This is a genomic window from Nocardia donostiensis (assembly GCF_002081715.1).
GTDB lineage: Bacteria > Actinomycetota > Actinomycetes > Mycobacteriales > Mycobacteriaceae > Nocardia > Nocardia donostiensis.
The window spans coordinates 11,761-33,835 of record NZ_MUKP01000015.1; the positions used below are offsets into that span (position 1 = coordinate 11,761).

At 67.7% G+C, this 22,075-nt stretch carries 17 protein-coding genes; 14 read left to right on the plus strand and 3 right to left on the minus strand.

All coding sequences use genetic code 11. The annotated features are described in order from the left end of the window. Positions 1-8 precede the first annotated feature (8 nt). The 6 genes from B0T44_RS12275 (at position 9) to B0T44_RS12300 (ending at position 6,058) form a co-directional block, all read left to right on the plus strand. Positions 9-1,229 (plus strand): AAA family ATPase, encoded by a 1,221-nt coding sequence (locus tag B0T44_RS12275; protein ID WP_077115225.1) that lies wholly within the window; start codon positions 9-11, stop codon positions 1,227-1,229. Between the two features lie 32 nt (positions 1,230-1,261). Further along, the gene (locus B0T44_RS12280; RefSeq protein ID WP_077115226.1) at positions 1,262-2,212 is read left to right on the plus strand and encodes a DUF58 domain-containing protein; all 951 of its coding nucleotides are present in this window, start codon (positions 1,262-1,264) and stop codon (positions 2,210-2,212) included. Then, the gene (locus tag B0T44_RS12285) at positions 2,209-3,213 is read left to right on the plus strand and encodes a VWA domain-containing protein (protein ID WP_077115227.1); all 1,005 of its coding nucleotides are present in this window, start codon (positions 2,209-2,211) and stop codon (positions 3,211-3,213) included. Before B0T44_RS12280 ends, B0T44_RS12285 begins: the two co-directional genes overlap by 4 nt. A gap of 98 nt (positions 3,214-3,311) precedes the next feature. Beyond that, a complete protein-coding gene (gene fabG1 / locus B0T44_RS12290; RefSeq protein WP_077115228.1) occupies positions 3,312-4,028 on the plus strand; it encodes a 3-oxoacyl-ACP reductase FabG1 in 717 nt (238 codons plus the stop codon). Positions 4,029-4,140: 112 nt separating this feature from the next. Continuing rightward, the gene (inhA, locus tag B0T44_RS12295; protein WP_077115229.1) at positions 4,141-4,974 is read left to right on the plus strand and encodes an NADH-dependent enoyl-ACP reductase InhA; all 834 of its coding nucleotides are present in this window, start codon (positions 4,141-4,143) and stop codon (positions 4,972-4,974) included. Between the two features lie 25 nt (positions 4,975-4,999). Further along, a complete protein-coding gene (locus B0T44_RS12300) occupies positions 5,000-6,058 on the plus strand; it encodes a ferrochelatase (protein WP_077115230.1) in 1,059 nt (352 codons plus the stop codon). A 123-nt stretch (positions 6,059-6,181) separates the two neighbouring features. Here the strand turns inward: B0T44_RS12300 and B0T44_RS12305 are convergent, their stop codons facing one another. Next, on the minus strand, positions 6,182-6,997 hold the full coding sequence (locus B0T44_RS12305) for an Rv1486c family protein (protein WP_077115231.1): 816 nt from the start codon (positions 6,995-6,997) through the stop codon (positions 6,182-6,184). 25 nt (positions 6,998-7,022) lie between these two features. Next, a complete protein-coding gene (locus B0T44_RS12310; protein WP_077115232.1) occupies positions 7,023-7,871 on the minus strand; it encodes a DUF3097 domain-containing protein in 849 nt (282 codons plus the stop codon). A gap of 112 nt (positions 7,872-7,983) precedes the next feature. Between B0T44_RS12310 and B0T44_RS12315 the strand changes: the two genes are divergently transcribed. The 5 genes from B0T44_RS12315 (at position 7,984) to B0T44_RS12335 (ending at position 15,369) form a co-directional block, all read left to right on the plus strand. After that, on the plus strand, positions 7,984-8,415 hold the full coding sequence (locus B0T44_RS12315; protein ID WP_077115233.1) for an NfeD family protein: 432 nt from the start codon (positions 7,984-7,986) through the stop codon (positions 8,413-8,415). Then, a complete protein-coding gene (locus B0T44_RS12320) occupies positions 8,415-9,713 on the plus strand; it encodes an SPFH domain-containing protein (protein ID WP_077115234.1) in 1,299 nt (432 codons plus the stop codon). Before B0T44_RS12315 ends, B0T44_RS12320 begins: the two co-directional genes overlap by 1 nt. 372 nt (positions 9,714-10,085) lie before the next feature. Further along, complete coding sequence (locus B0T44_RS12325; protein ID WP_077115450.1) at positions 10,086-11,375, plus strand: ABC transporter substrate-binding protein; 1,290 nt, start codon at positions 10,086-10,088, stop codon at positions 11,373-11,375. Continuing rightward, a complete protein-coding gene (locus B0T44_RS12330) occupies positions 11,372-13,624 on the plus strand; it encodes an ABC transporter permease family protein (RefSeq protein ID WP_077115235.1) in 2,253 nt (750 codons plus the stop codon). The genes B0T44_RS12325 and B0T44_RS12330 overlap by 4 nt, the downstream gene beginning before the upstream one ends. Continuing rightward, complete coding sequence (locus B0T44_RS12335) at positions 13,621-15,369, plus strand: hypothetical protein (protein WP_077115236.1); 1,749 nt, start codon at positions 13,621-13,623, stop codon at positions 15,367-15,369. Before B0T44_RS12330 ends, B0T44_RS12335 begins: the two co-directional genes overlap by 4 nt. A gap of 545 nt (positions 15,370-15,914) precedes the next feature. Here the strand turns inward: B0T44_RS12335 and B0T44_RS12340 are convergent. Then, entirely contained in the window at positions 15,915-16,622 is a 708-nt protein-coding gene (locus tag B0T44_RS12340) for a TVP38/TMEM64 family protein (protein ID WP_077115237.1), read from the minus strand. A 182-nt stretch (positions 16,623-16,804) separates the two neighbouring features. On the opposite strand from B0T44_RS12340, the gene B0T44_RS12345 reads away from it, so the two are divergent. Genes B0T44_RS12345 through meaB form a run of 3 tightly spaced genes read left to right on the plus strand, consistent with a single transcriptional unit; the run spans position 16,805 to position 21,956 of the window. Beyond that, positions 16,805-18,682 carry a methylmalonyl-CoA mutase family protein gene (locus B0T44_RS12345; protein WP_081512027.1) on the plus strand — a complete coding sequence of 626 codons (1,878 nt, stop codon included), beginning with the start codon at positions 16,805-16,807 and terminating at the stop codon, positions 18,680-18,682. Further along, positions 18,682-20,964, plus strand: a complete 2,283-nt coding sequence (gene scpA, locus B0T44_RS12350; RefSeq protein WP_077115239.1) for a methylmalonyl-CoA mutase — start codon at positions 18,682-18,684, stop codon at positions 20,962-20,964. The genes B0T44_RS12345 and scpA overlap by 1 nt, the downstream gene beginning before the upstream one ends. Beyond that, positions 20,964-21,956, plus strand: coding sequence for a methylmalonyl Co-A mutase-associated GTPase MeaB (gene meaB / locus B0T44_RS12355; RefSeq protein WP_077115240.1), 993 nt, complete (start codon positions 20,964-20,966; stop codon positions 21,954-21,956). Before scpA ends, meaB begins: the two co-directional genes overlap by 1 nt. Positions 21,957-22,075 lie beyond the last annotated feature (119 nt).

Genomic DNA, 22,075 nt, shown 5'->3' on the forward strand with positions numbered 1-22,075 from the left:
AAGCGGGGATGTTGGTGACTTCGACGGACGGTGTCAGCGGGGCGGATGTGGCGAAGAAAACGCCTGCGCCCAACCCCGACACCCTCGAGCGTGACGTCCAGACCCTGGAAAAGGCGATCTACGAGGTCAAGCGGGTCATCGTCGGACAGGACCGGCTGGTCGAGCGGCTGCTCGTCGGCGTACTCGCCCGCGGCCACGTACTGCTGGAAGGCGTTCCCGGTATCGCCAAGACGCTGGCGGTGGAAACCTTCGCCAAGGTCGTCGGCGGCACGTTCTCCCGCGTCCAGTTCACCCCCGATCTGGTGCCCACCGACCTGATCGGCACCAGGATCTACCGGCAGGGCCGCGAGGAGTTCGACACCGAACTCGGCCCCGTGGTAGCCAATTTCGTGCTCGCCGACGAAATCAACCGCGCCCCGGCGAAGGTGCAGTCGGCGCTGCTCGAGGTGATGGCCGAACGGCATGTCTCGATCGGCGGCAAAACCTACAAGATGCCCGATCCGTTCCTGGTCATGGCAACCCAGAACCCGATCGAAAGCGAAGGCGTGTACCCGCTGCCGGAGGCGCAGCGCGACCGCTTCCTGTTCAAGGTGGTCGTCGACTACCCGTCGGTGGAAGAAGAACGCGAGATCATCTACCGGATGGGTGTCGCCCCGCCGGAGCCCAAGCAGATCCTCGAACCCGCCGAGCTGCTGCGCTTGCAACAGCTCGCCTCGACTACCTTCGTGCACCACGCGCTGGTCGATTATGTGGTCCGAGTGATCTCGGCGACCCGCGCTCCCGCCGAATTCGGGATGCCCGATGTGGCCGGCTGGATCTCCTACGGTGCCTCGCCGCGCGCCAGCCTCGGCATCATCGCCGCGGCCCGTGCCGTCGCACTGATCCGCGGCCGCGACTATGTGGTGCCGCAGGACGTGGTCGAGGTGATCCCGGATGTGCTGCGTCACCGCCTGGTGCTGTCCTACGATGCGCTGGCCGACGAGGTGAGCCCCGAGGATGTGATCAAGCGCGTGCTGCAGACCGTCGGCCTGCCGCAGGTCGCGCCGCAGGCTGTCGCGCCGGGCGCGCCCGCGCCCGCGAGCGATAACGGTGCCGGTCAGCAGCCGCCCCAGCTCCAGCAGCCGCCCCAGCAGCAGAGCAGGCCCGGGCCGCAACCCGCGCAGCGGCAGGCGCCGCAGCCGCCTGTCGGGCAGATGCCGCAGGCCGCCGTGAACAACCAGTCCAAGTGACCCGGCCACCGGAGCCGGGCGCGTCAGAACCGATGCCATCACACGCACCACCGTCGTTCCGTTCAGGAGAGCTGTCCGACCCGCGATTGTCGGCGGCACTGAAAACACTGGAGCTCACCGTGCGCCGCCGCCTCGACGGCGTGCTGCACGGCGACCATCTGGGCCTGATCCCCGGCCCGGGCTCGGAGCCGGGGGAGGCGCGCGCCTATCAGCCCGGCGACGATGTGCGCCAGATGGATTGGTCGGTCACCGCCCGCACCACGCATCCACATGTGCGGCAGATGATCGCCGACCGCGAGCTGGAAACCTGGATGGTGGTCGACCTGTCGGCCAGCCTCGATTTCGGGACAGCAGCCTGTCAGAAACGCGATCTGGCGATCGCGGCCGCCGCGGCCATCACCCACCTCACCAGCGGCGGCGGCAACCGGATCGGCGCCGTGGTCGCCACCGGCGAACACCTCGTCCGTATCCCGGCGCGTACCGGCCGAGTACATGCCCAGTCGCTGCTGCGCAGTATCGCCACCACCCCGCATGCCCGCGACGGTGTGCGCGGCGACCTGCGGGGGGCGATCGAATCGCTGCGGCGTCCCCAGCGTAAACGCGGGCTGGCAGTGGTCATCAGCGATTTTCTCGGCGATATCGACTGGCAGCGTTCGCTGCGTGCCATCTCGGCCCGCCACGACCTGCTGGCGGTGCAGGTGCTCGACCCGCGCGATCTGACGCTGCCCGATATGGGCGATGTGGTGCTGCACGATCCGGAGACCGGGCGCACCCGCGAATTCAGCGTGACGCCCGCACTGCGCGCCGACTACGCCGCCGCCGCCCAGCGGCACCGCGAACAGGTCGAACAGGCCCTGCGCAACTGCGGCGCACCGGTGCTGACCCTGCGAACAGATCGGGACTGGATCGCCGATGTGGTCCGGTTCGTGTCCACCCGGCGCCACAGCCTCGGCGCCTCGACCGGGCGGGTGCCACGTCAGTGAGTATTTCGCATTTCACCGCACAGATCTGGCTCGGATTCCTCGCCGTCATCGCGCTGATCGCGCTCGGCTACATCCTGGTCCAGCGCAGCAGGCACCGCCATATGCTGCGGTTCAGCAATATGGAGCAGCTCGAGAAGGTCGCCCCGTCGCGGCCGAGCCAGTTCCGGCATGTACCGGTCGCGCTGATGCTGGTCGGCCTGGTGTTCCTGACCATCGCCGCGGCAGGTCCCACCTCGGTGCAGAAAGTGCCGCGCAACCGGGCGACGGTGGTGCTGGTGATGGACGTGTCGCTGTCCATGGAAGCCACCGATGTCCCGCCGAGCCGCCTGGAAGTGGCGCAGGAGGCGGGCAAGGATTTCGTCGACGGCCTCACCCCCGGGATCAACCTCGGGTTCGTGACATTCGCAGGTACGGCATCGGTGATGGTGTCCCCGACGACGAACCGGGAAGCCGCCAAGGCCGCCATCGACAACATCAAACTGGCCGAACGCACCGCCACCGGTGAGGGCATCCACACCGCGATTCAGTCCATCGAAACCCTGGCCAGCGTGCTGGGCGGGGCAGAAACACCGCCGCCCGCGCGGATCGTGCTGATGTCCGACGGCAAGCAGACCGTGCCCGACGACAAGGACGTGGACAATCCGCGGCACGCGTTCACCGCCGCCCGGCTGGCCAAGAGCAAGAACATCCCCGTGTCGACCATCTCGTTCGGCACCGAATGGGGTGCGGTCGAGATCCCAGACGAGGAAGGCGGCGGTTCCCAGCGGGTCCGGGTGCCCGTGGACAACGATTCACTACGCGAGATCGCGAAACTGTCCGGCGGTGATTTCTACACCGCGGCCAGCCTCGCCGAACTCAAGGCCGTTTACGACACCCTCGAGGAGCAGATCGGTTACGAGACCAGGCGCGGCGACGCCAGCAGACCGTGGCTACTGCTCGGCATGCTGCTCGTCGCCACCGGTGTGGTCAGCGGTCTGCTCTATCGTCAACGACTGCCCTGACACTGCTTGACACTGTCCTGCCATGGCGTTGCTGTGGGATCACACAAGGCGCGTGGTCCCCGCATGCCCGATGAACTCGAACAGATAGGTTGGTTCTCATGTCGAACTTCACAGCCCGCTCGGTCCTGGTGACCGGTGGTAACCGCGGCATCGGTCTCGCGGTCGCGCAGCGTCTGCTCGCCGACGGTCACAAGGTGGCCGTCACCCATCGCGGTTCCGGGGTTCCCGAGGGGCTTTTCGGAGTGAAGTGCGATGTCACCGACACCGAGTCGGTGGATCGTGCGTTCTCCGAGGTCGAGGCCCATCAGGGTCCGGTCGAGGTCCTGGTGGCCAATGCGGGCATTACCGACGACACCCTGCTCATGCGGATGACCGAGGAGCAGTTCGAGAAGGTCGTCGACGCAAACCTCACCGGCGCGTTCCGCTGCGCCAAGCGCGCCAACCGAGCCATGCTGCGCGCACGATGGGGCCGGATGATCTTCCTGGGTTCCGTTGTCGGTATGGCCGGTCAGGCCGGTCAGATCAACTATGCCGCATCGAAGGCCGGTGTTATCGGCTTGGCCCGTTCGGTCACCCGTGAGCTGGGTTCGCGTTCGATCACCGCCAATGTCGTCGCGCCGGGTTTCATCGAGACGGATATGACCAAGGATCTGCCGGATGATCTGCGGGACATGGCCAAGAAGTTCATTCCGCTGCAGCGTCTCGGCAAGGCCGAGGACGTGGCGGCGGTTGTCAGCTTCCTCGCCTCCGAGGACTCGGCCTATGTTTCCGGCGCAGTGATCCCCGTCGACGGCGGTATGGGCATGGGCCACTGACCCGCACCTAGTCACCCGACCACACGAAAGCCGCGCTGACGGCCGTAGTGCGCGGGCCGGCGATCTTGCCGGACGCGGCACACATTCACACTCGAGGGAGAACCGAGAACTCATGAGCGGACTGCTCGACGGCAAGACCATCCTGGTCACCGGCATCATCACCGACGCGTCGATCGCGTTCCACGCGGCGGCTATCGCGCAGGAACAGGGCGCGAAGGTGATCATCACTGGTATCTCGGAGCGTCTGCGGCTGATCGACCGTATCGCCAAACGGCTACCGAAAGAAGTGCCGCCCGCCATTGGGCTCGATGTCACCAGCGACGAGGACCTGCGTAAGCTTCCCGACGAGATCCGTCGCCTCGCGCCCGAGGGCCTCGACGGGGTGCTGCATTCGATCGCGTTCGCTCCCAAAACCCTGATGGGTCCGGACGCGCTGCCGTTCCTTGACGGCCCGAGCGCGGACGCGGCGAAATCGTTCGAGATCTCGGCGTGGAGCTATGCGGCGCTGGCCCGCGCGGTGCTGCCCGTGATGAACGAGCGCGGTTCGATCGTCGGTATGGATTTCGATCCTCGGACCGCCATGCCGTACTACAACTGGATGGGGGTGGCCAAGGCCGCTCTGGAATCGGTGAACCGATACGTGGCACGGGAAGTCGGGTACGCGAAGAAGATCCGGTCCAACCTGATCGCCGCCGGTCCGGTCAAGACGCTCGCTGCCAAGGCGATCGCCGGCACTGCCACCGATGACGCGAAGCAGCTCAAGCAACTGGACACCTACTGGGACGGTGCCTCGCCGATCGGCTGGGACGGCGGTGCCGAGGTGGTCGGTAAATCGATCGTCGCGCTGCTGTCGGACTGGTTGCCCGCGACTACCGGTTCGATCATCTACGTCGACGGCGGCGCAAGCCACAACACCTGGTTCCCCGAGAACGCGCCGCTGGACTGACCGAATCGACCGAGGAGGAGACATCGTGGCCCGCGCGGCCCATGCGTTACTGCTGCTGTCGTTCGGCGGGCCGGAACGGCCCGAGGATGTGATGCCGTTCCTGGAGAACGTCACCCGCGGCCGTGATGTGCCACCCGAACGCCTCGCCGAAGTCGCCGAGCACTATCTGCACTTCGGCGGGGTGTCGCCGATCAATGCCCTCAACCGCGACATCCTCGCGTCGGTGACGGCAGAACTGACGGCTGCGGGGATCGATCTGCCGGTGTACTTCGGCAACCGCAACTGGCATCCGATGGTGGAGGACACCGTCGCGCGGATGGCTGACGACGGTATCGATTCTGCACTGGTGTTTCCCACCTCGGCCTGGGGCGGCTATTCGGGGTGTCGTCAATACGACGAAGATATCGCCCGCGCCCGCGATGCGGTGGGCGCCGCCGCCCCGGAAATGGTGAAGCTGCGCCATTATTTCGACCACCCGTTACTGATCGAAGCGTTCGCCGACGCGATTCGCGCTGCGCGGCAACGGCTTCCGCAGGAGCGCCGCGACAGCGCGCGATTGGTGTTCACCGCGCATTCGGTGCCGATATCCGCCGACGCTGCTGCTGGGCCGCCCGCAGACGGCGGTGGTCTGTACAGCCGTCAGGTCGCCGAGGCTGCCCGGTTGTGTGCCGCTGCGACCGGTGCCGCCGACTACGATCTGGTGTGGCAGTCTCGGTCGGGTCCCCCGCAGGTGCCGTGGCTCGAGCCCGATATCGTGGACCATCTTGCGGCGCTGTCGGCGCGGGGCGTCGATGCGGTAGTGCTGTGCCCGGTCGGTTTCGTCTCCGACCATCTCGAAGTGATCTGGGACCTCGACAACGAAGCCGCCGATAAGGCCGAGGAGCTCGGTATGGCCTTCGCCAGGGCAGCCACACCGGGCACCGACCCCCGGTTCTCCCGGATGGTGGTGGAACTGATCAGCGAGCATCTCACCGACCAGCCGGTGCGCCGGCTCGGGCAGGTCCCCGGTTACGGCTGCACCGTCAACGGCGCACCGTGCGCACCCGGCTGCTGCGCACCGCCCGCCCGCACCCGGCCACGATAGGCGGTCGGCGGATCCACCACACTGGGATCGCGGCGGGGAGGCGTCGCGTCACAGCTGGTTCCGATGGACGCAACGAGCAACGGCGACAGGGAACGCCGTGCCGGTCAACAGGTGTACTCGTCCTCAGCTCAGGCCGCGGGCGGCGCTGCGAACGGCGACAAGGCGGGCGGCGCGAATAACGTCCCACAGTGGGCGCAGCAGGGATTCTTGGGCGGTGGCTGCGCTGGCCGAGGTCGGGGAGGAAGCCGGTTCCCGTTGCGCGACCGTGAGTATCGCCGCCACATGATCGGCGGTGTCGAGGATGCGCTTGGCGCGTAACGGAATCGAATCCGGATAGCTGTGCCGGCAGTAGGCGGCGAGTTCGGCTTCGATGAGTTCGCGCGGGTCGGCCTCGCCGGTGCCGATACCGGTGGTATGCAATCGCATCAGGGCATCGGCGGCGTCGCGGACGGCTTCGCGCATGGCGTATTCGGCTTCACCCAGCGTCATATCGGGGCCGGGCATAGGCGGGATCGGGGCGGTGTAAACGGTCCACTGCAGGGTCTCGTCATCGACCCGCTGGGGAATGAGCCCGGTGCCTTCGGTGCCTGGAACCCCGATGAGCAGACCCTCCCCGGCCTCCACGGCATCGGCGGCGAACGCGGTGCCCACCGGCAGGCCGCGCACATCACCGGGAACGGGCAGCACCAGCCGCAGTTGCGCACCGGGCACCGCCATCGTTTCCCGAATCACTTTGAGCAATGACATGACCGCGGTGCTCGGCGGATTGCTGTGCGATGACCACGGCAGATCGGTGCGTCCCCCGGTGATCGGGTCGCCCGCTGCAATGGTGTGCCGCGGCGCCCAGGCGTGCATGGCCTCGAGAATATCGTCGGGCGCGCTGCAGCCGGCCAGCCAGGAACCGGCCCACACCGTCAACGTGGCACTGGGAGAGCACATAATCTTCGAGCATAAAGGCTCGCGGCTACTCGCGGGCAGCCTCGTGCCCAGCAGGCTCGGTGACGAAGTCGATGAGCCGTTCCACCGCACCGATGAGCGGTGACTCGATATCGCGGAACGATTCCACCGCTGTGTACACTCGCCGCCACCCGTCCTGCGGCGTTCCCCAGCCCAGACGCTCGCACACCCCGGTTTTCCAGTCCTGGCCGTGCGGGATTTGCGGCCACTGCGCGATCCCGACCGTCGCGGGCCGCACCGCCTGCCAGATATCGACGAACGGGTGCCCGGTCACCAGCACGTGCGGGCCGAGACCGGTGGTGAGCTGGGTTTCCTTCGACCCGGAGACCAAATGGTCCACCAGCACCCCGACCCGCCTGCCCGGCCCGGGCACGAACTCGGCGAGCCGGGAACCGAGGTTGTCCAGACCCTCCAGATACTCCACCACCACCCCTTCGACCCGCAGGTCATGGCCCCACACTCGCTCCACCAGTGCGGCGTCGTGCACACCCTCCACCCAGATGCGGCTGGCCGCGGCCACCCGGGCCCGCAGACCCGCGACCCGGGTGGAACCGGACGCCGACCGGGCGCTCGGCTTCGCAGCGGTAGCCTCGGGCCGGACCAGGGTCACCGGTTCACCGTCGATCAGGAAGGCCGCCTCCCGCATCGCGAACAACCGCACCAGCCCGCGCGCATCCTCCAGCTTCACGAAATCACCGTCGTAGCTGCGGTCGAACCCGACCACCGCCCCGCAGAAACCGCTGGCCGCATCCTCGGCTACCAGATCACGCTCGGCTACCACCCGTGGCACCTGTCTACGCTGGGTGCGCGGATGCCCGGAGAAGATGTCGCTGCCGTACCTGTCGCCAGAGCTCATGCGCCGAAACTACTGCACCGACCGGTGTTCGGCCGATCGCGACGCAGGTGCGGGCACTACGCAGGTCCGAAAGCGTCCCGCGAGAAGTGGCGTAGACCGTTAGAGTGGAGGCGTGGCCGCAATTTTCTGGCTCGTCGCCGGCATTCTGCTGACGGCGGCCGAGATGTTCGTCGGTGAGCTGACGCTGCTGATGCTCGGTGGGGGCGCGCTGATCACCGCCGGAATCAGTTTCGCGGCAGACACCTCGGTGGTGCTCGATGCGGTGATTTTCGCGGTCGTTTCGATAGCACTGATGTTGCTGGTGCGGCCGATGTTGTTGCGCCGCTTCGCCACTCCGCCGCCGACCCCAACCAATGTCGACGCGCTGACCGGCAAAACCGCACTGGTGCTGGAACCTGTCGCCGCGCACAGCGGGCAGGTCAAACTCGACGGCGAGGTCTGGACGGCGCGGCCGTTCGACCCGGCTGAAGAGTATCCGGAGGGAACCACGGTGTACGTGATGAAGATCGACGGCGCGACAGCCGTCGTCTGGAAAGGGCCGTAATGGCTGTTCTGATCCTTGCCGCCGTCCTCGTCCTGTTGGTCGTGGTGGTGGTGTTCAAGTCGATCGCACTGGTACCACAGGCCGAAGCAGCGGTCATCGAGCGGTTGGGGCGGTATTCGCGGACCGTCTCGGGCCAGCTGACCTTCCTGGTGCCTTTCGCCGACCGAATTCGCGCGAAGGTCGATCTACGGGAACGGGTGGTGTCGTTCCCGCCGCAGCCGGTGATCACCCAGGACAACCTGACCCTGCAGATCGATTCGGTGGTCTACTTCCAGGTGACCAGCCCGCAGGCCGCTGTATACGAGATCAGCAACTATATCGCCGCCGTCGAGCAGTTGACCGTCACCACGTTGCGTAACGTCGTCGGCGGTATGACACTCGAGGACACCCTCACCTCCCGCGATCAGATCAACAGCCAGCTGCGCGGGGTACTGGACGAAGCCACCGGCCGCTGGGGCCTGCGGGTCGCTCGCGTGGAGCTGAAAGCGATCGATCCTCCGCCGTCGATCCAGGAATCGATGGAAAAGCAGATGAAGGCCGACCGTGAGAAGCGGGCGATGATCCTCACCGCAGAAGGCACCAGGGAATCGCAGATCAAAACGGCCGAGGGCGCCAAACAGGCGCAGATCCTGGCGGCTGAGGGCGCCAAGCAATCGGCGATCCTGTCCGCCGAAGGTGAGCGGCAGAGCCGCATCCTGCGAGCCCAAGGTGAGCGCGCCGCATCCTATCTGCAGGCGCAAGGCCAGGCCAAGGCCATCGAAAAAGTCTTCGCCGCCATCAAATCCGGTAAGCCGACCCCGGAACTGCTGGCCTACCAGTACATGCAGACCCTACCCATGGTCGCCCGCGGTGATGCGAACAAGGTGTGGCTGGTGCCGAGCGATTTCGGCAAGGCGCTGGAAGGATTCGCGAAGAACTTCGCCACCAAGGGCGAGGACGGTGTGTTCCGCTACGAGCCGCCCGCCGACGACGGCGCGACCAGCAAACCCGAGGACGACTCCGACGACGTCGCCGAATGGTTCGACACCGCACCGGATCCCGCGATCGAGCGTGCTGTCCGTGCGGCCGAAGCCACCGCCCGCACCCCTGTCGACACTCTGGCGCCGAGCACACCGTCGCGCGGTACCGAACCCTCCCCGCACAAACCGGTGATCCCGCAGCAGGAAGCGTTCCCGCCGAACCAGCCGCCGGAGAACTTCACCGCGTCCGAGGCTCCGCAACAGCCCCATCCGCCGGGGCCGACCGCTGAGGAGATCCACGGCCGCCCTTGGCAGCCGCCGCAATTCCCACAGCAGTAACCGAAAACGCCGCTGCCGCCCCGGAACCCGCTGGTTCCGGGGCGGGCTTGTGTGCAGGCTCGTCGTCGACGGCTCGTACACCAGTGCTGGCTATCCTGCCCGGTTCGCGAGGAAAGCTGTGCCACAAGCCTTTCGGGTGTCCCTTTTGCGCTACGTATGAACCTGCGTTCGATCTCGGGTCGTAGGAACTTGTGTGTACGCCGTACCGCGCCGAACGCCACGAAGCCGAGTAGCCGGGGCCAGTCCGAATAGCGTCTCCCGGGAGGCCCGGTGATGCAGCGGAATTCGGACAGGCTGGCACAAGACCGCCCCGTGCGGCGCGCGGTGGAACACAATCGGAATCAGCTGGCGAACAAGGGTTACGGGGGGTCGATGCGGTCACGCAGAGTGGTGCTGCAGGCAGCGCTGGTCGCGCCGTTCGTCGCGGCATGTGCCCCCGGGCTGCTGCTCGGTAATCCTGGCTCGGTGCGGATCGCGGTGTCCTGGAGCGGGCTGGAATTGACGGCGTTCAACGCGGTACTGGCCGGTCTGAGATTTCCGCATCCGGTGGAAGTGGTGCCGCTGGGCGACGAGATAGGCACCGCATTCACGGCAGACGGCCGCTCCGCTCCCGATATCGTCATGCTGCCGCATGCCGGGCGGGTACGGGAACTGGCCGAACGCCGCCGGGTGCGGCCGGTCGCCGAGAAACTGTGGCACGACGAACACGGTGCGCGATACCCGGAAACGTGGCGGCGGCTGGCCTATCACCAGGGAAAGCCGTATGCGGTGCCGTTCAAAGCGGCTGCGAAGTCGCTGGTGTGGTACGACCGCGAATCCGTCGCCGAACACGATCTGGGGGACCCGGCGAGCTGGACGCTGCCGCAGTGGCGGGATCGGATGACAGCACTGGCAGGCAGTGGGCGGCGGCTGCTCGCGCTGGGCGCCGCCGATGGCTGGGTGCTCACCGATATGTTCGAAAACGTGCTGCTCGCCGAGTCGCCGCCGGAATACGAGGCGATGGGACAGGCGCAGGGTGAACGTGACTGGGACCGGGACGGGGTACGCGCCGCATTCGCCCGATCAGGGGAGCTGTGGTCGCATCCCGACGCGTTAGCAGGCGGAGTGGGACCGGCACTGACCAGGCAGTTCCCCGATGCGGTGCGCGAGGTGTTCCAGCATCGGCGGGCAGTCATGGTGGCGGCGCCGGATTTCGCCGAACCCGTGGTCCGCGATGGGCTGCGCCTGGCCGGCCGCGGCGACGACGTTGTCGGGGTCGTGCCGTTCCCCGCCGTCGAACGGGGTGTGCCCGGTCCGCGGATCCTCGGCGGCGATGTCATGGTTCTTACCGAATCAGCGGGCCCACGCGCAGACGCGCTGGTTGCCGCGCTCGCGGCGCCGCAGGCCCCGCTGCCCTGGATGCGGCGGTACGGCGGTTTCCTCGGTCCCAATCTCCGCACTCGGGGTGAATATTCGAGCTGGCTGGCTCCGTTGGCAGCCGAACAGGGCAGCGGGGAGATCTTCGATCTGTCCGACCGGCTCGGTGCGGTAGGCGGCCGCGACGGGCTCTGGCGGGTGCTCACCGATTTCCTGATCGAAGTCGGCGCGCAGGTCTGCGATGTCGGCGCGGCAAGCGAACGGGCGGTGGCGGCGTTGAACCGCTTCGAGCGGAGGCAACGGTGACGCATCCCCCCGATTTCCGGGCCCACGGCTTGCGGATCGAGCTGGCCACCCGGCGTATCCGCGGACCCTTGGTCTCCGGGCGTCCACCGCGGCGGGGTCTGGGCTGGCCTGCCTGCCTGCCTGCGGCGGCGTTGCTGGCGCTGCTGGTCGTACCCGCCGGGTGGACGGTGATACTGGCGGTGCGAACCCGGCCCGATATCGCCGGATGGTGCCTCGGTGTCGCGGTGGCGGCAGTCGCGCTCGTCCGGCTCACCCGGCGTCTCCTGCCCGACCGGGAGCCCGGCTCGGCCCCGGGGCAGGCGACCGGCCCCACTCCCGGATCCGCGTCGGTTACCGTACGAGGTCATGCTGGTGTTTCCGCGCCGGAACCTTCGCAGAGTTCGGCGCAGGCTCCTGCACCGGTCCCTACGAGCAACCGCGCCCCGGGCTCGGGTAACGGCCACGCTGCCAGCGGCTCCGCCGTGGTCTCCGGGGATACGTCTGGGGCGGATTCAGCGGCTGATCGTGCTGCGAATGCTGCGACCGGCCCGGTTAGCGACTCCGCACGCGCAGACGGCGATCCACCACAGCGGGATGCCCGGATACCCGAACTCCGTGCGACGTTCCAGGCCGAACATCCGCCTCTGCGCCCGGATCGAACTCCTGTCGCCGGACAGCGCACCCACTCGGACAGCCGATGGGAGTTGCCGCGCCCACTGCTTGGCGTGCTGTTGTTCATCGGCGCAGCGATGGCGGCCCTTTCCGTATGGGGACTGGGCCGCGCGCTCGGCCCCGGCAGCGGCTGGTCGTATCTGCGCACCCTGGTGTGGGTGGTGTTCGCGCTGGTGCTGCTGGTCGGCGCGCTGCTGCTGGCGTGGTTCAGCCGCAGCGCCCGGTGGCTGTGGCTACCGCTGATCGTGCCGTTCGGGGTGTCGGCGTTCGTGTCAGGGGTGGCGTTCCGGTTGAGTTTCCAGTACATCGGTCCGCTGTGGGGGACCGGCGTCACGGCCTACCGCTGGTGGTTCGTTTTCCTGCTCGGGTCGGCGTTCCTGTGGACCTGGCTGGGTTTTCTCACCTGTCTGTTCCGCGCCGGAATCGCCGCGATACAAGCGGATCCGGTGCGGGGCTGGTACCTGCACAACGGCGAGGGATGGTTGCTGTGGCGGCTGTTTCTCCTGTTGCGGCCGATCGTACTGGTGGCGGGGCTGATCGTCGCTGTGGCTGCGGCGCGGGTTTTCGATGTGGTGCTCATCGGTGTGCCGGGTGCGATGCAGTACCAACTGGACAGCGCCACCGTGCACTGGTGGCGGCTGGTGACCGACCCGGACCTGCCCGCCGGGCAGGCAGCAGCGTATTCACTGCCGCTGGCGGTGCTGGTCGGCGTCCTCGCCTGGGTGCTGCAGACCGGGCTGCGCCGCTATCCGATCTGGATGCTGCCGACAACGATCGATCACCTCTACACCCGGCGCAGCCCGCGTTTCCAGCTGAGCGCAGTGCGCCTGGTCCGGGCCATCGGTATCGGGGCGGTGTGGACATTGGCGCTGCTCCCGGTCGCGGTGCTGGGCTACGCCGCCGTGCGGAACCCACAGGGGCCTGCCATCGCCGCGTTCTCCGGCACCTGGGGCGACCGGGCGTTGATGCGGTCGCTGCTGGCCACCGGACTCGTCGCTGCCCTGGTCACCTTCGTGGTGATCGTCGCGGCTGCCCCGCTGGCATACCGGCTCGCCGCGCCCCGCACCGCGCCTGTGTTCGCGCGCGCCGTGGTCATCGTGCTGGTGGTGTTCGCGGTGCTGCCGGTGCAGAGCTATATGGGACCGCTGGATGCATTGATCGACGACTATGGTCTGTCCGGCACCCGGATTCCGCTGATCCTGGTACACGCCGCCGCCGGCCTGCCGATCGCGATCCTGATCCTGCGCGGCGCGATACTCGCCCCGCCGGGCAGCTCGGCCACCGATGCGTTACACGGTCTGGCCGCACCCGGCGCGGTCGCCGGAAGGCTGCTGGTGTCGGCGGGACCTTCGCTGGGTGCGGTGGCGGTGCTCGAATTCGTGCAGGTGTGGAACGATTTCGTGATCGGGTTGCTGGTCAGCGGGGCCGGGGCGTCGCCGTGGTCGCTGCTGCTGTGGGGTGAGGCGCGACAGTTCGGGGAAAACACCGCCCAGCTCGCCGCCGGTTCGCTGCTTGCCGCGGTCGTCCCGGTGACGCTGGTATTGCTCACCTGGCGGCGCTGGCTGCTGCCCGGTCTGACCGGAGGGGTGCTGCGATGAACCGCCACCGGCCGCCTGCAGTGGACCTGCGCGGATTTCTGCACTACCTGTCGGCGTCGGATCCGCAGCGCATACTGTCCAGTTCGGCGGTGGTCGTGGGCGCCGTGCTGCTGGAACTGGTGCGCAACATAGTGGTGAGCTCGTTCGAGGAGACCAGCGCGGTGCAGTTGGTCGCCGATCGCCTGTGGTGGCTGTGGTTGCTGGTCGGCGTGGGACCACTCATCTGGTATGCCTACCAGTTCCGCAACGGGCGGCGCGCGCGGGCACAACTGGCACGCAGGCAGGATCGGCTCGCTGAACTCATCGCGCCTCCGGCCGCAGAGACGGCAGCGCGGGCGATCGTGCCACCGCCGGTGGTGGAAGAGGAGCTGGAAGACGATCTGAGAGCGGCAGTGCTGCGGGAGCTGCCGGTGGCCGAATACGAACCGGCCACGCTGCTGGCGGTGCTGACCGCGATACTCGAGGCGCCCTCGCTACTGCCGCCGGACCACCAGCCCGAACTGTCGCCGAACCACCAGCCCGACCCCACCACCCCGGGGGAGTTGCAGGCGGTGCTGGAACGCCGACGCGTGCTCGTCTGCCGGGATACGCACCGCTATTGGGTATTCCGGGTGCCGGAGAAGCCACTCCGGGAGGAAGTGCTGACCAGGCCGGAGTGGAAGGCCGCCCTGACCGTGCTGGCCCGCCACCGCGCCGACCAGGCCGCCGATTGGGCGCTGGCCCTGGAAACCGTGCCTTTCGCGTCCGATGCGCGGCGCTGGTTCGACGCCGAGGAACCGTTGCTGTGCAGGCTGGTCACCGCCTGTGCCGCCGACGGGGCCGCAGCGGAGGTTCCGGTCGCGGCGGTGGCGCACCTGGCGAGAATCAGCGACGCTCTGGATGTCTGGTACGCGTGCAGCGGCCGCGTTCCACACGAGACCGCGGTGCCGTCGGCCCTGTGCCGGATGAAGCAGATCGATCAACTCGTGATTACTCGTGATCTGGCTCTGCTGCGGTCGCAGCCGCTCGGTAAACGGCCGAAAAACTACCGGCCGCGCCGCTGGTCCACCGTTGTCGCGGCCCGCTGGGAACACCACCAGGCGCTCGAACAGCTCGATGATCTATCGGACAGCACCCAGCTGGCCAAGGCAGTCGCCGGTTTCGAGAGGGCTTGGTGGTTGCTGCCGCGCGCCGATATCGACGCCGAAGTCTGCACTCTGATCGATCTCGCGGTGGCCCATATCCGGCAAGGCCGCCTCGACGCCGCCCTGGACCGGCTGGAACTGGCCGAAATCCGTACCCGGGGTGGCTGGTATCCGAGCGGTCGCGCCCACGTGCACGAGGTGACCGGTGTGCTCTGGTGGGCGCGTGGCGAATCGCAGCGGGCGCTGCGCTGCTGGCAGCGGGCGCTGACCGGCTACCGCGACATCGACGACGATCACGGTATCGGGCGCTGCCTGCAACATCTGGGCTCGGCCGTTGTGCTCGCCCCCGAGCACGGCGCGTTGCTGCTGGGCGACGACCCGCCCGAGGTGCGCGAGGTGCTGCGCCAGGCGTGCGGCTGGCTGGTCGAGGCCGCGCGCCGATATCCGGATGCAGCGTATGCGCGGTATTACGCCGACCGCGCTCGCTCGGCTCTCGATGCAGGCCGGAGAGAGCGGGGAAGAGGGCAAACCCTTTTCTCGTCCGAACCCGCCGACATCCCATCCTCGGGTGTCGACCGCTGGCCGCTGTCCGTGCCGGACGAGCCGGAACCGGTTCCCTGACCCAGACTCGGCCAGCTCTCGAGGCTCGGCTTGTTGTTCGGGTGCGTGTCGCCGAGTTTTCGACCCCCTCTGCTCCCTGAAGGGATGGGATTCCAACTCTCGCGAGTGAGGTTTGGTGTTTCACCGCAGGCAGCTGGAATATCGAGCCTTGTACAGTCTTACGTCCGTTCCGCGGGCGTTGGTATCTCCACCGGCCCGGCGGCGACAGTTCAGGGCTGTATCCGACGCGCTGCTCTCCGCCTGAACGCGGAGATTTGCGCGCTACGTCCACTGGGTTACCCGTCCCGCTGTCCACCCGCATGGCGCAGCAATGCGGCGGCCAGTTCGACCGGCCCGGGCAATCCGGGCTCCGAGTGCGGGTACTTCGTGTTCGAGCACCCGCTGCTGGCCGCCGTTCCGCGGGTTCGTCATCGTATCGGGTACGGAAGGCTAGCCCGTGTCGTTCCGGCGCTCGCCACGCTCGCCCTTGATGGATGAGGGCATACCGTATGTTCCGAACTGGTGCGGGGCCGAGCCGATTGTGGAACGGCACCCGCTCCCGTGCGCTACTGATCCCGCGCCTGCGCCGGGCCGGACACGACCGGATCACCGGCGGAAGCTGCGTCTGCTTCCGCCTGCGGCGCCCAGCGCATATCGACGAGCAGCCCGATGACACCGATGGCGACGCAGACCGCGGAGACGACGAGCATCGCCGGATGGGTGCCGCCGGCCAGCGCGTCGGCCAAGATCACCGTCGCCACCGTGCCCGGCATAATCCCGGCGATACTGGCGAGCAGATACGGCCAGAAACGAACCGAGGACAGCCCGCAGCAATAGTTGACCACCGAGAACGGCGCGAACGCGATCAGCCGCAGCGAACCCACGGCAAGCCACCCGCGCCGCCGCAGGCGTTCGTCGATGGCGCGGACCGCCGGATGCCGTAACCGTGCGGCGACCTGATCACGGTCCACCGCCCTGATCAGCAGGAAAGCCAGCGCGGCGCTGATCGTCGTTGCGGTAACGGCGATACCGATACCCAGCGCGGGACCGAACAGTACTCCGGCGCCGACGGTGAACACCGTGCGCGGAATCGGCGCCACCGTGATGAGCGCATGCGCTACCAAGAACAGCAGCGGGAAGACCGGCCCCACCGTGCCCGCCCACTCCTGCATCTGGGCCGGAGTCGGCAGCGGGACCAGGAATGTCGCGGCGAACAGCAGCACGACGCCGAGCAGCAGGACGGCGAATCGCCGGTCGCGGATCAGTCTGGGCACCGGGTGAGGTTACCCGTTGGTAGCGGCAGGCACCGGTGGGTGGCACGGAGCGTCCCGCTAGCATCGGAGGGGAACGTGCTGAATGCTCGTTAACCTAAGTATCTGCTGAGCTGGGCAGATACACAGGTACCGGCGCGCGCAAGTGGTGCGCCCGTACTCGAATGGAAGAGGGAAAGCAGCTTATGGCGATAGCTTCAGAGCCCGCGGCTGGAGGGAACCCCGGGCCGCCCGCCGAAGTGCCCGAGTACTCCGCATGGCGTACGGGCGTGGCGGGCGTGCTGGCCAAGACCCGCAAGGTCGACGCCGCCGAACTCGGCGACGAACCGGAAAAGCTGCTGGATCAGGTGACCTACGACGGCCTGACCGTCGCACCGTTGTACACCCGGCGCAACGAACTGCCGGAACAGCCGCTGCCCGGCGCGTTTCCGTTCGTCCGCGGCCGCGAGGCGACACGCGACGTGCACCGCGGCTGGTACGTCAGCGCCCGGGTCGCGGCCCGCACCGGCACCGCCGCCAACACCGAGATCCTGACCGGTCTGGAGAACGGGATCAGCTCGATATGGCTCGGCGTGGGCGAGCACGGCGTACCGGCAGCCGAACTGCCCGCCGCGCTGGCCGGGCTGCTGTTCGAACTGGCGCCGTTGACGCTGGACGCAGGCACCGCCACGGCCGAGGCCGCGGCACAACTGTTCTCCGTGCTCGACGACTACACCGCACCCGAGCGTGCCGATATCCGCGTCGCACTCGGCGCCGCGCCGCTGACGAGCAGTTTCGCCGGTCGCGCCGATATCGGTTTCGCCGAGGCTATTGCCCTGGCCGGGCAGGCAGCTGCCAGAACGGAAAGCGTACGGGCGATCACCGTGGACGGCACGGCCTTCCACGACGCGGGCGCCGCCGACGCGCAGGAACTGGGCGCGGCGGTCGCGGCCGGGCTCGAATACCTGCGCGGCCTCACCGGTGACCTGCCTGCCGCGGATGCGCTGGAGCAGGTGGATTTCCGTTTCGCCGCCACCGACGACCAGTTCGCCACGATCGCCAAGTTCCGTGCCGCCCGGCAACTGTGGGCGCGTGTCGCGCACGTCTGCGGAGCGCCGGAGTCGGGTAACGCCCCGCAGCACGCGGTGTCCTCGGCGGCGATGATGAGCCAGCGTGATCCGTGGGTGAACCTGCTGCGCACCACGCTCGCCGCGTTCGGTGCGGGTGTGGGCGGCGCCGACACGGTGACGGTGCTGCCGTTCGATTCGGCGCTGCCCCCGGGCGAGCTCGGCGTTTCCGCCGCATTCTCCGAACGGATGGCCCGTAACACCCAGCTGCTGCTGCTCGAGGAATCCCACCTCGGTCACGTACAGGACCCCGGTGCCGGCTCCTGGTACGTCGAGGACTTCACCGCCGCGCTGGCGGCGAAGGCATGGGAGTTCATGCAGGAGATCGAGGCCGCGGGTGGTTATCTGGCTGCACTGGACTCCGGCCTGATCGCCGAGCGTATCGCCGAGACCAAGGCGGCCCGCGACGCCGATGTCGCCCACCGCCGCACCGCGGTCACCGGCGTGAACGAATTCCCGAACCTGGCCGAGAAGCCGCTGTCGGCGGCGGCTCGCGAACCGGGGCGGGTCGCCCGCTACGGCGCGGCATTCGAGGCGCTGCGCGACCGTTCTGACGCCTATCTGGCCGAACACGGCGCGCGCCCGCAGGCGCTGCTGGTGCCGCTGGGCACGGTGGCCGAGCACAATGTGCGGGTCACCTTCATCGCCAACCTGCTCGCGTCCGGCGGTATCGAATCGGTCAACCCCGGTCCGCTGGACATCGACGGAGTCCGAGCAGCGGCAACAGGATCCGGCGCGAAGATCGCCGTGCTGTGTGGTTCGGATGCCCGTTACGGAACCGACGCCGGTCCGGCCGTGACGCAGTTGCGCGCGGCAGGCGTGCAGACCGTGCTGCTGGCCGGTCCGGAAAAAGCGGTCGCCGGGCTGAGTGACGACCAGCGTCCCGACGGGTTCCTGACGGCGCGTATCGACGCGGTCGCGGCATTGACCAGCCTGCTGGAGAAGGTGGGAGCCTGATGACGACACCGAAGATCGAACACCTGATCGGCAGTTTCGCCGATGTGCCGCTGACCGAGCGCGCGCCGCAAGCCGCCGCTGTGGACACCGCACAGGTCGATGCCTTCCTGAAGGCTTCGGCCGCCGCCAACAACTACGCGCCCGAACAGCTGGTGTGGTCGACGCCCGAAGGTATCGACGTCCCACCGGTGTTCACCAAGGCCGATCGCGACGCCGCCGTTGCCGAGGGCTTCCCCCTCGACAGTGTGCCCGGTATCGCGCCGTTCGTTCGCGGCCCGTACCCGACGATGTATGTCAACCAGCCGTGGACCATCCGCCAGTACGCGGGCTTCTCCACCGCCGCCGATTCCAACGCCTTCTACCGACGCAACCTGCAGGCAGGCCAGAAGGGCCTGTCGGTGGCGTTCGACCTGGCCACCCACCGCGGCTACGACTCCGACCATCCACGAGTGCAGGGCGATGTCGGTATGGCCGGGGTGGCGATCGACTCGATCCTGGACATGCGCCAGCTCTTCGATCACATTCCGCTGGACCAGGTCAGCGTGTCGATGACGATGAACGGCGCGGTGCTGCCGATCCTGGCACTGTACGTGGTCGCCGCCGAGGAACAGGGCGTCACTCCCGAACAGCTGGCCGGAACCATTCAGAACGACATTCTGAAAGAGTTCATGGTCCGCAACACCTACATTTATCCGCCGAAACCGTCGATGCGGATCATCTCCGATATCTTCGCCTACACCAGCGCGAAGATGCCGAAGTTCAACTCGATCTCGATCTCCGGCTACCACATCCAGGAAGCAGGCGCGACCGCCGACCTGGAGCTGGCCTACACCCTCGCCGACGGCGTCGAATACATCCGCGCCGGTATCGACGCGGGGATGGCGGTGGACAAGTTCGCGCCGCGGCTGTCGTTCTTCTGGGCGATCGGGATGAACTTCTTCATGGAGGTCGCCAAACTGCGTGCCGGGCGCTTGCTGTGGAGCGAACTGGTGGCGAAGTTCGACCCGAAGAACCCGAAATCGCTGTCGTTGCGCACCCATTCGCAAACCTCCGGCTGGTCGCTGACCGCCCAGGACGCCTACAACAATGTGGCGCGCACCTGCATCGAGGCGATGGCCGCGACCCAGGGGCACACCCAGTCGCTGCACACCAACGCCCTCGACGAGGCGCTGGCCCTGCCGACGGATTTCTCCGCCCGCATCGCCCGCAACACCCAGCTGCTGATCCAGCAGGAGTCCAACACCACCCGGCCGATCGACCCCTGGGGCGGCTCCTACTACGTCGAATGGCTCACCCACCAGCTGGCCAACCGGGCCCGCGCGCATATCGCCGAGGTGGAGGCGCACGGCGGTATGGCCCAAGCCATCGGCGAGGGTATTCCGAAGCTGCGGATCGAGGAGGCCGCCGCCCGCACCCAGGCCCGTATCGACACCGGCCAGCAGCCGGTGATCGGTGTGAACAAATACCAGGTGGCCGAGGACCACGAGGTGGAAGTTCTCAAGGTCGAGAACTCCCGGGTGCGCGCCGAGCAGCTGGAGAAGCTGCGGAAACTGCGCGCCGAACGCGACCAGGACGCGGTGGACCGGGCGTTGCACGCGTTGACCCGCGCCGCGGCCGCCACCGAAGGCGGGATGGAAAACAATCTGCTCGCGCTGGCCATCGACGCTGCCCGCGCCAAGGCGACCGTCGGTGAGATCTCCGACGCGCTGGAAAAGGTCTACGGCCGCCATCAAGCCGAGATCCGTACGCTGTCCGGTGTGTACCGCGACGAGGCAGGCAAGGTCACCAACATCACCACGGCCGGTGACCTGGTCGAAGAATTCGCCGAGGCCGAGGGCCGTCGTCCGCGCATCCTGGTCGCCAAGATGGGCCAGGACGGCCACGACCGCGGTCAGAAGGTGATCGCGACGGCCTTCGCCGATCTGGGTTTCGACGTCGACGTGGGCCCGCTGTTCCAGACCCCGGAAGAGGTGGCGCGCCAGGCCGCCGACAACGACGTGCACGTTGTCGGTGTGTCGTCGCTGGCGGCCGGTCACCTCACGCTGGTGCCCGCCCTGCGGCAGGCACTGGCCGATGTCGGCAGGCCCGACATCATGGTCATCGTCGGTGGTGTCATCCCGCCCGGTGACTTCGACGAGTTGTACGCCGCCGGGGCTGCCGCGATCTTCCCGCCGGGCACGGTCATCGCCGATGCGGCGATCGATCTGCTGCGCAAGCTGGCCGCCGAACTCGGCCACGAGATCGGGGCGGCGGGCAGCTCGACCGAGACAGACAACTCGTAATGAGCAGGCGCGTCATCGATGTGGACGCGCTCGCGCAGGCGGTCCGCCAGGGGGAGCGGGCCGCTGTGGCGCGGGCGATCACCTTGGTCGAATCGACCAGGGCCGATCACCGGGAGCAGGCTCAGCGGCTGCTGCTGCAGCTGACCCCGGCGACCGGGGCGGTGGTGTCGAACCGGGTCGGCATCACCGGTGTTCCTGGCGTCGGGAAGTCGACGTTCATCGACGCGCTCGGCATGTACCTGATCGGTCAGGGTCACCGCGTCGCCGTACTGGCCGTTGACCCGTCGTCCACCCGCACCGGTGGCTCCATTCTCGGTGACAAGACCCGGATGGCTCGCCTGTCGGTGGAACCGGATGCCTATATCCGTCCCTCACCCACCGCGGGCACGCTCGGCGGCGTGGCCAAAGCAACCCGCGAGACGATCGTGCTGCTCGAAGCCGCGGGCTACGACGTGATCCTGGTGGAAACCGTCGGCGTCGGCCAGTCCGAGGTGACGGTGGCGAATATGGTCGACGTGTTCTGCTTCCTCACCCTGGCCCGCACCGGCGATCAGTTGCAGGGCATCAAGAAAGGTGTGCTCGAGCTGGCCGACCTGGTCGCGGTGAACAAGGCCGACGGCAAACATCAGATGGAGGCCAAGTCCGCGGCACGGGAATTGAGCGGCGCGATGCGGCTGATTCATCCGCATGACGCGCTGTGGCGTCCGCCGGTGCTCACCATGAGCGGGCTGGAAGGCACCGGGCTGGAGAAATTCTGGTCTACCGTGCTCGAGCACCGCAGAGTGCTCACCGACGCGGGCGAATTCGCCGAAAAACGCCGCCGCCAGCAGGTCGATTGGACCTGGACCATGGTCCACGATCAGTTGCTGCGCCGGCTGGCCGATAACCCGAAGGTGCAAGCCATTCGCGGCGACGTCGAGCAGCAGGTGCGTGCGGGAACCCTGACCGCAGCTCTGGCAGCCGAGCAGCTCTTGGACGCATTCGACAGCTGAACAACCGAGGCAGGACGACCGGCCGGCGGACAGCGCACGTTGCTGTCCGCCGGCCGCGTACGCACCTGCCATGCCCGTCCGTCAACTTGCGGCAAAAATATTGCTGCCACAGAAATATT

What these genes read in the sequence shown, in the direction of transcription:
- B0T44_RS12275 (WP_077115225.1), top strand. Translation starts at nt 9, where the DNA reads ATGTTGGTGACTTCGACGGACGGTGTCAGCGGGGCGGATGTGGCGAAG.
- B0T44_RS12280 (WP_077115226.1), top strand. Translation starts at nt 1,262, where the DNA reads ATGCCATCACACGCACCACCGTCGTTCCGTTCAGGAGAGCTGTCCGAC.
- fabG1 (WP_077115228.1), top strand. Translation starts at nt 3,312, where the DNA reads ATGTCGAACTTCACAGCCCGCTCGGTCCTGGTGACCGGTGGTAACCGC.
- inhA (WP_077115229.1), top strand. Translation starts at nt 4,141, where the DNA reads ATGAGCGGACTGCTCGACGGCAAGACCATCCTGGTCACCGGCATCATC.
- B0T44_RS12305 (WP_077115231.1), bottom strand. Translation starts at nt 6,997, where the DNA reads ATGTGCTCTCCCAGTGCCACGTTGACGGTGTGGGCCGGTTCCTGGCTG.
- B0T44_RS12310 (WP_077115232.1), bottom strand. Translation starts at nt 7,871, where the DNA reads ATGAGCTCTGGCGACAGGTACGGCAGCGACATCTTCTCCGGGCATCCG.
- B0T44_RS12320 (WP_077115234.1), top strand. Translation starts at nt 8,415, where the DNA reads ATGGCTGTTCTGATCCTTGCCGCCGTCCTCGTCCTGTTGGTCGTGGTG.
- B0T44_RS12325 (WP_077115450.1), top strand. Translation starts at nt 10,086, where the DNA reads ATGCGGTCACGCAGAGTGGTGCTGCAGGCAGCGCTGGTCGCGCCGTTC.
- B0T44_RS12335 (WP_077115236.1), top strand. Translation starts at nt 13,621, where the DNA reads ATGAACCGCCACCGGCCGCCTGCAGTGGACCTGCGCGGATTTCTGCAC.
- B0T44_RS12345 (WP_081512027.1), top strand. Translation starts at nt 16,805, where the DNA reads ATGGCGATAGCTTCAGAGCCCGCGGCTGGAGGGAACCCCGGGCCGCCC.
- scpA (WP_077115239.1), top strand. Translation starts at nt 18,682, where the DNA reads ATGACGACACCGAAGATCGAACACCTGATCGGCAGTTTCGCCGATGTG.
- meaB (WP_077115240.1), top strand. Translation starts at nt 20,964, where the DNA reads ATGAGCAGGCGCGTCATCGATGTGGACGCGCTCGCGCAGGCGGTCCGC.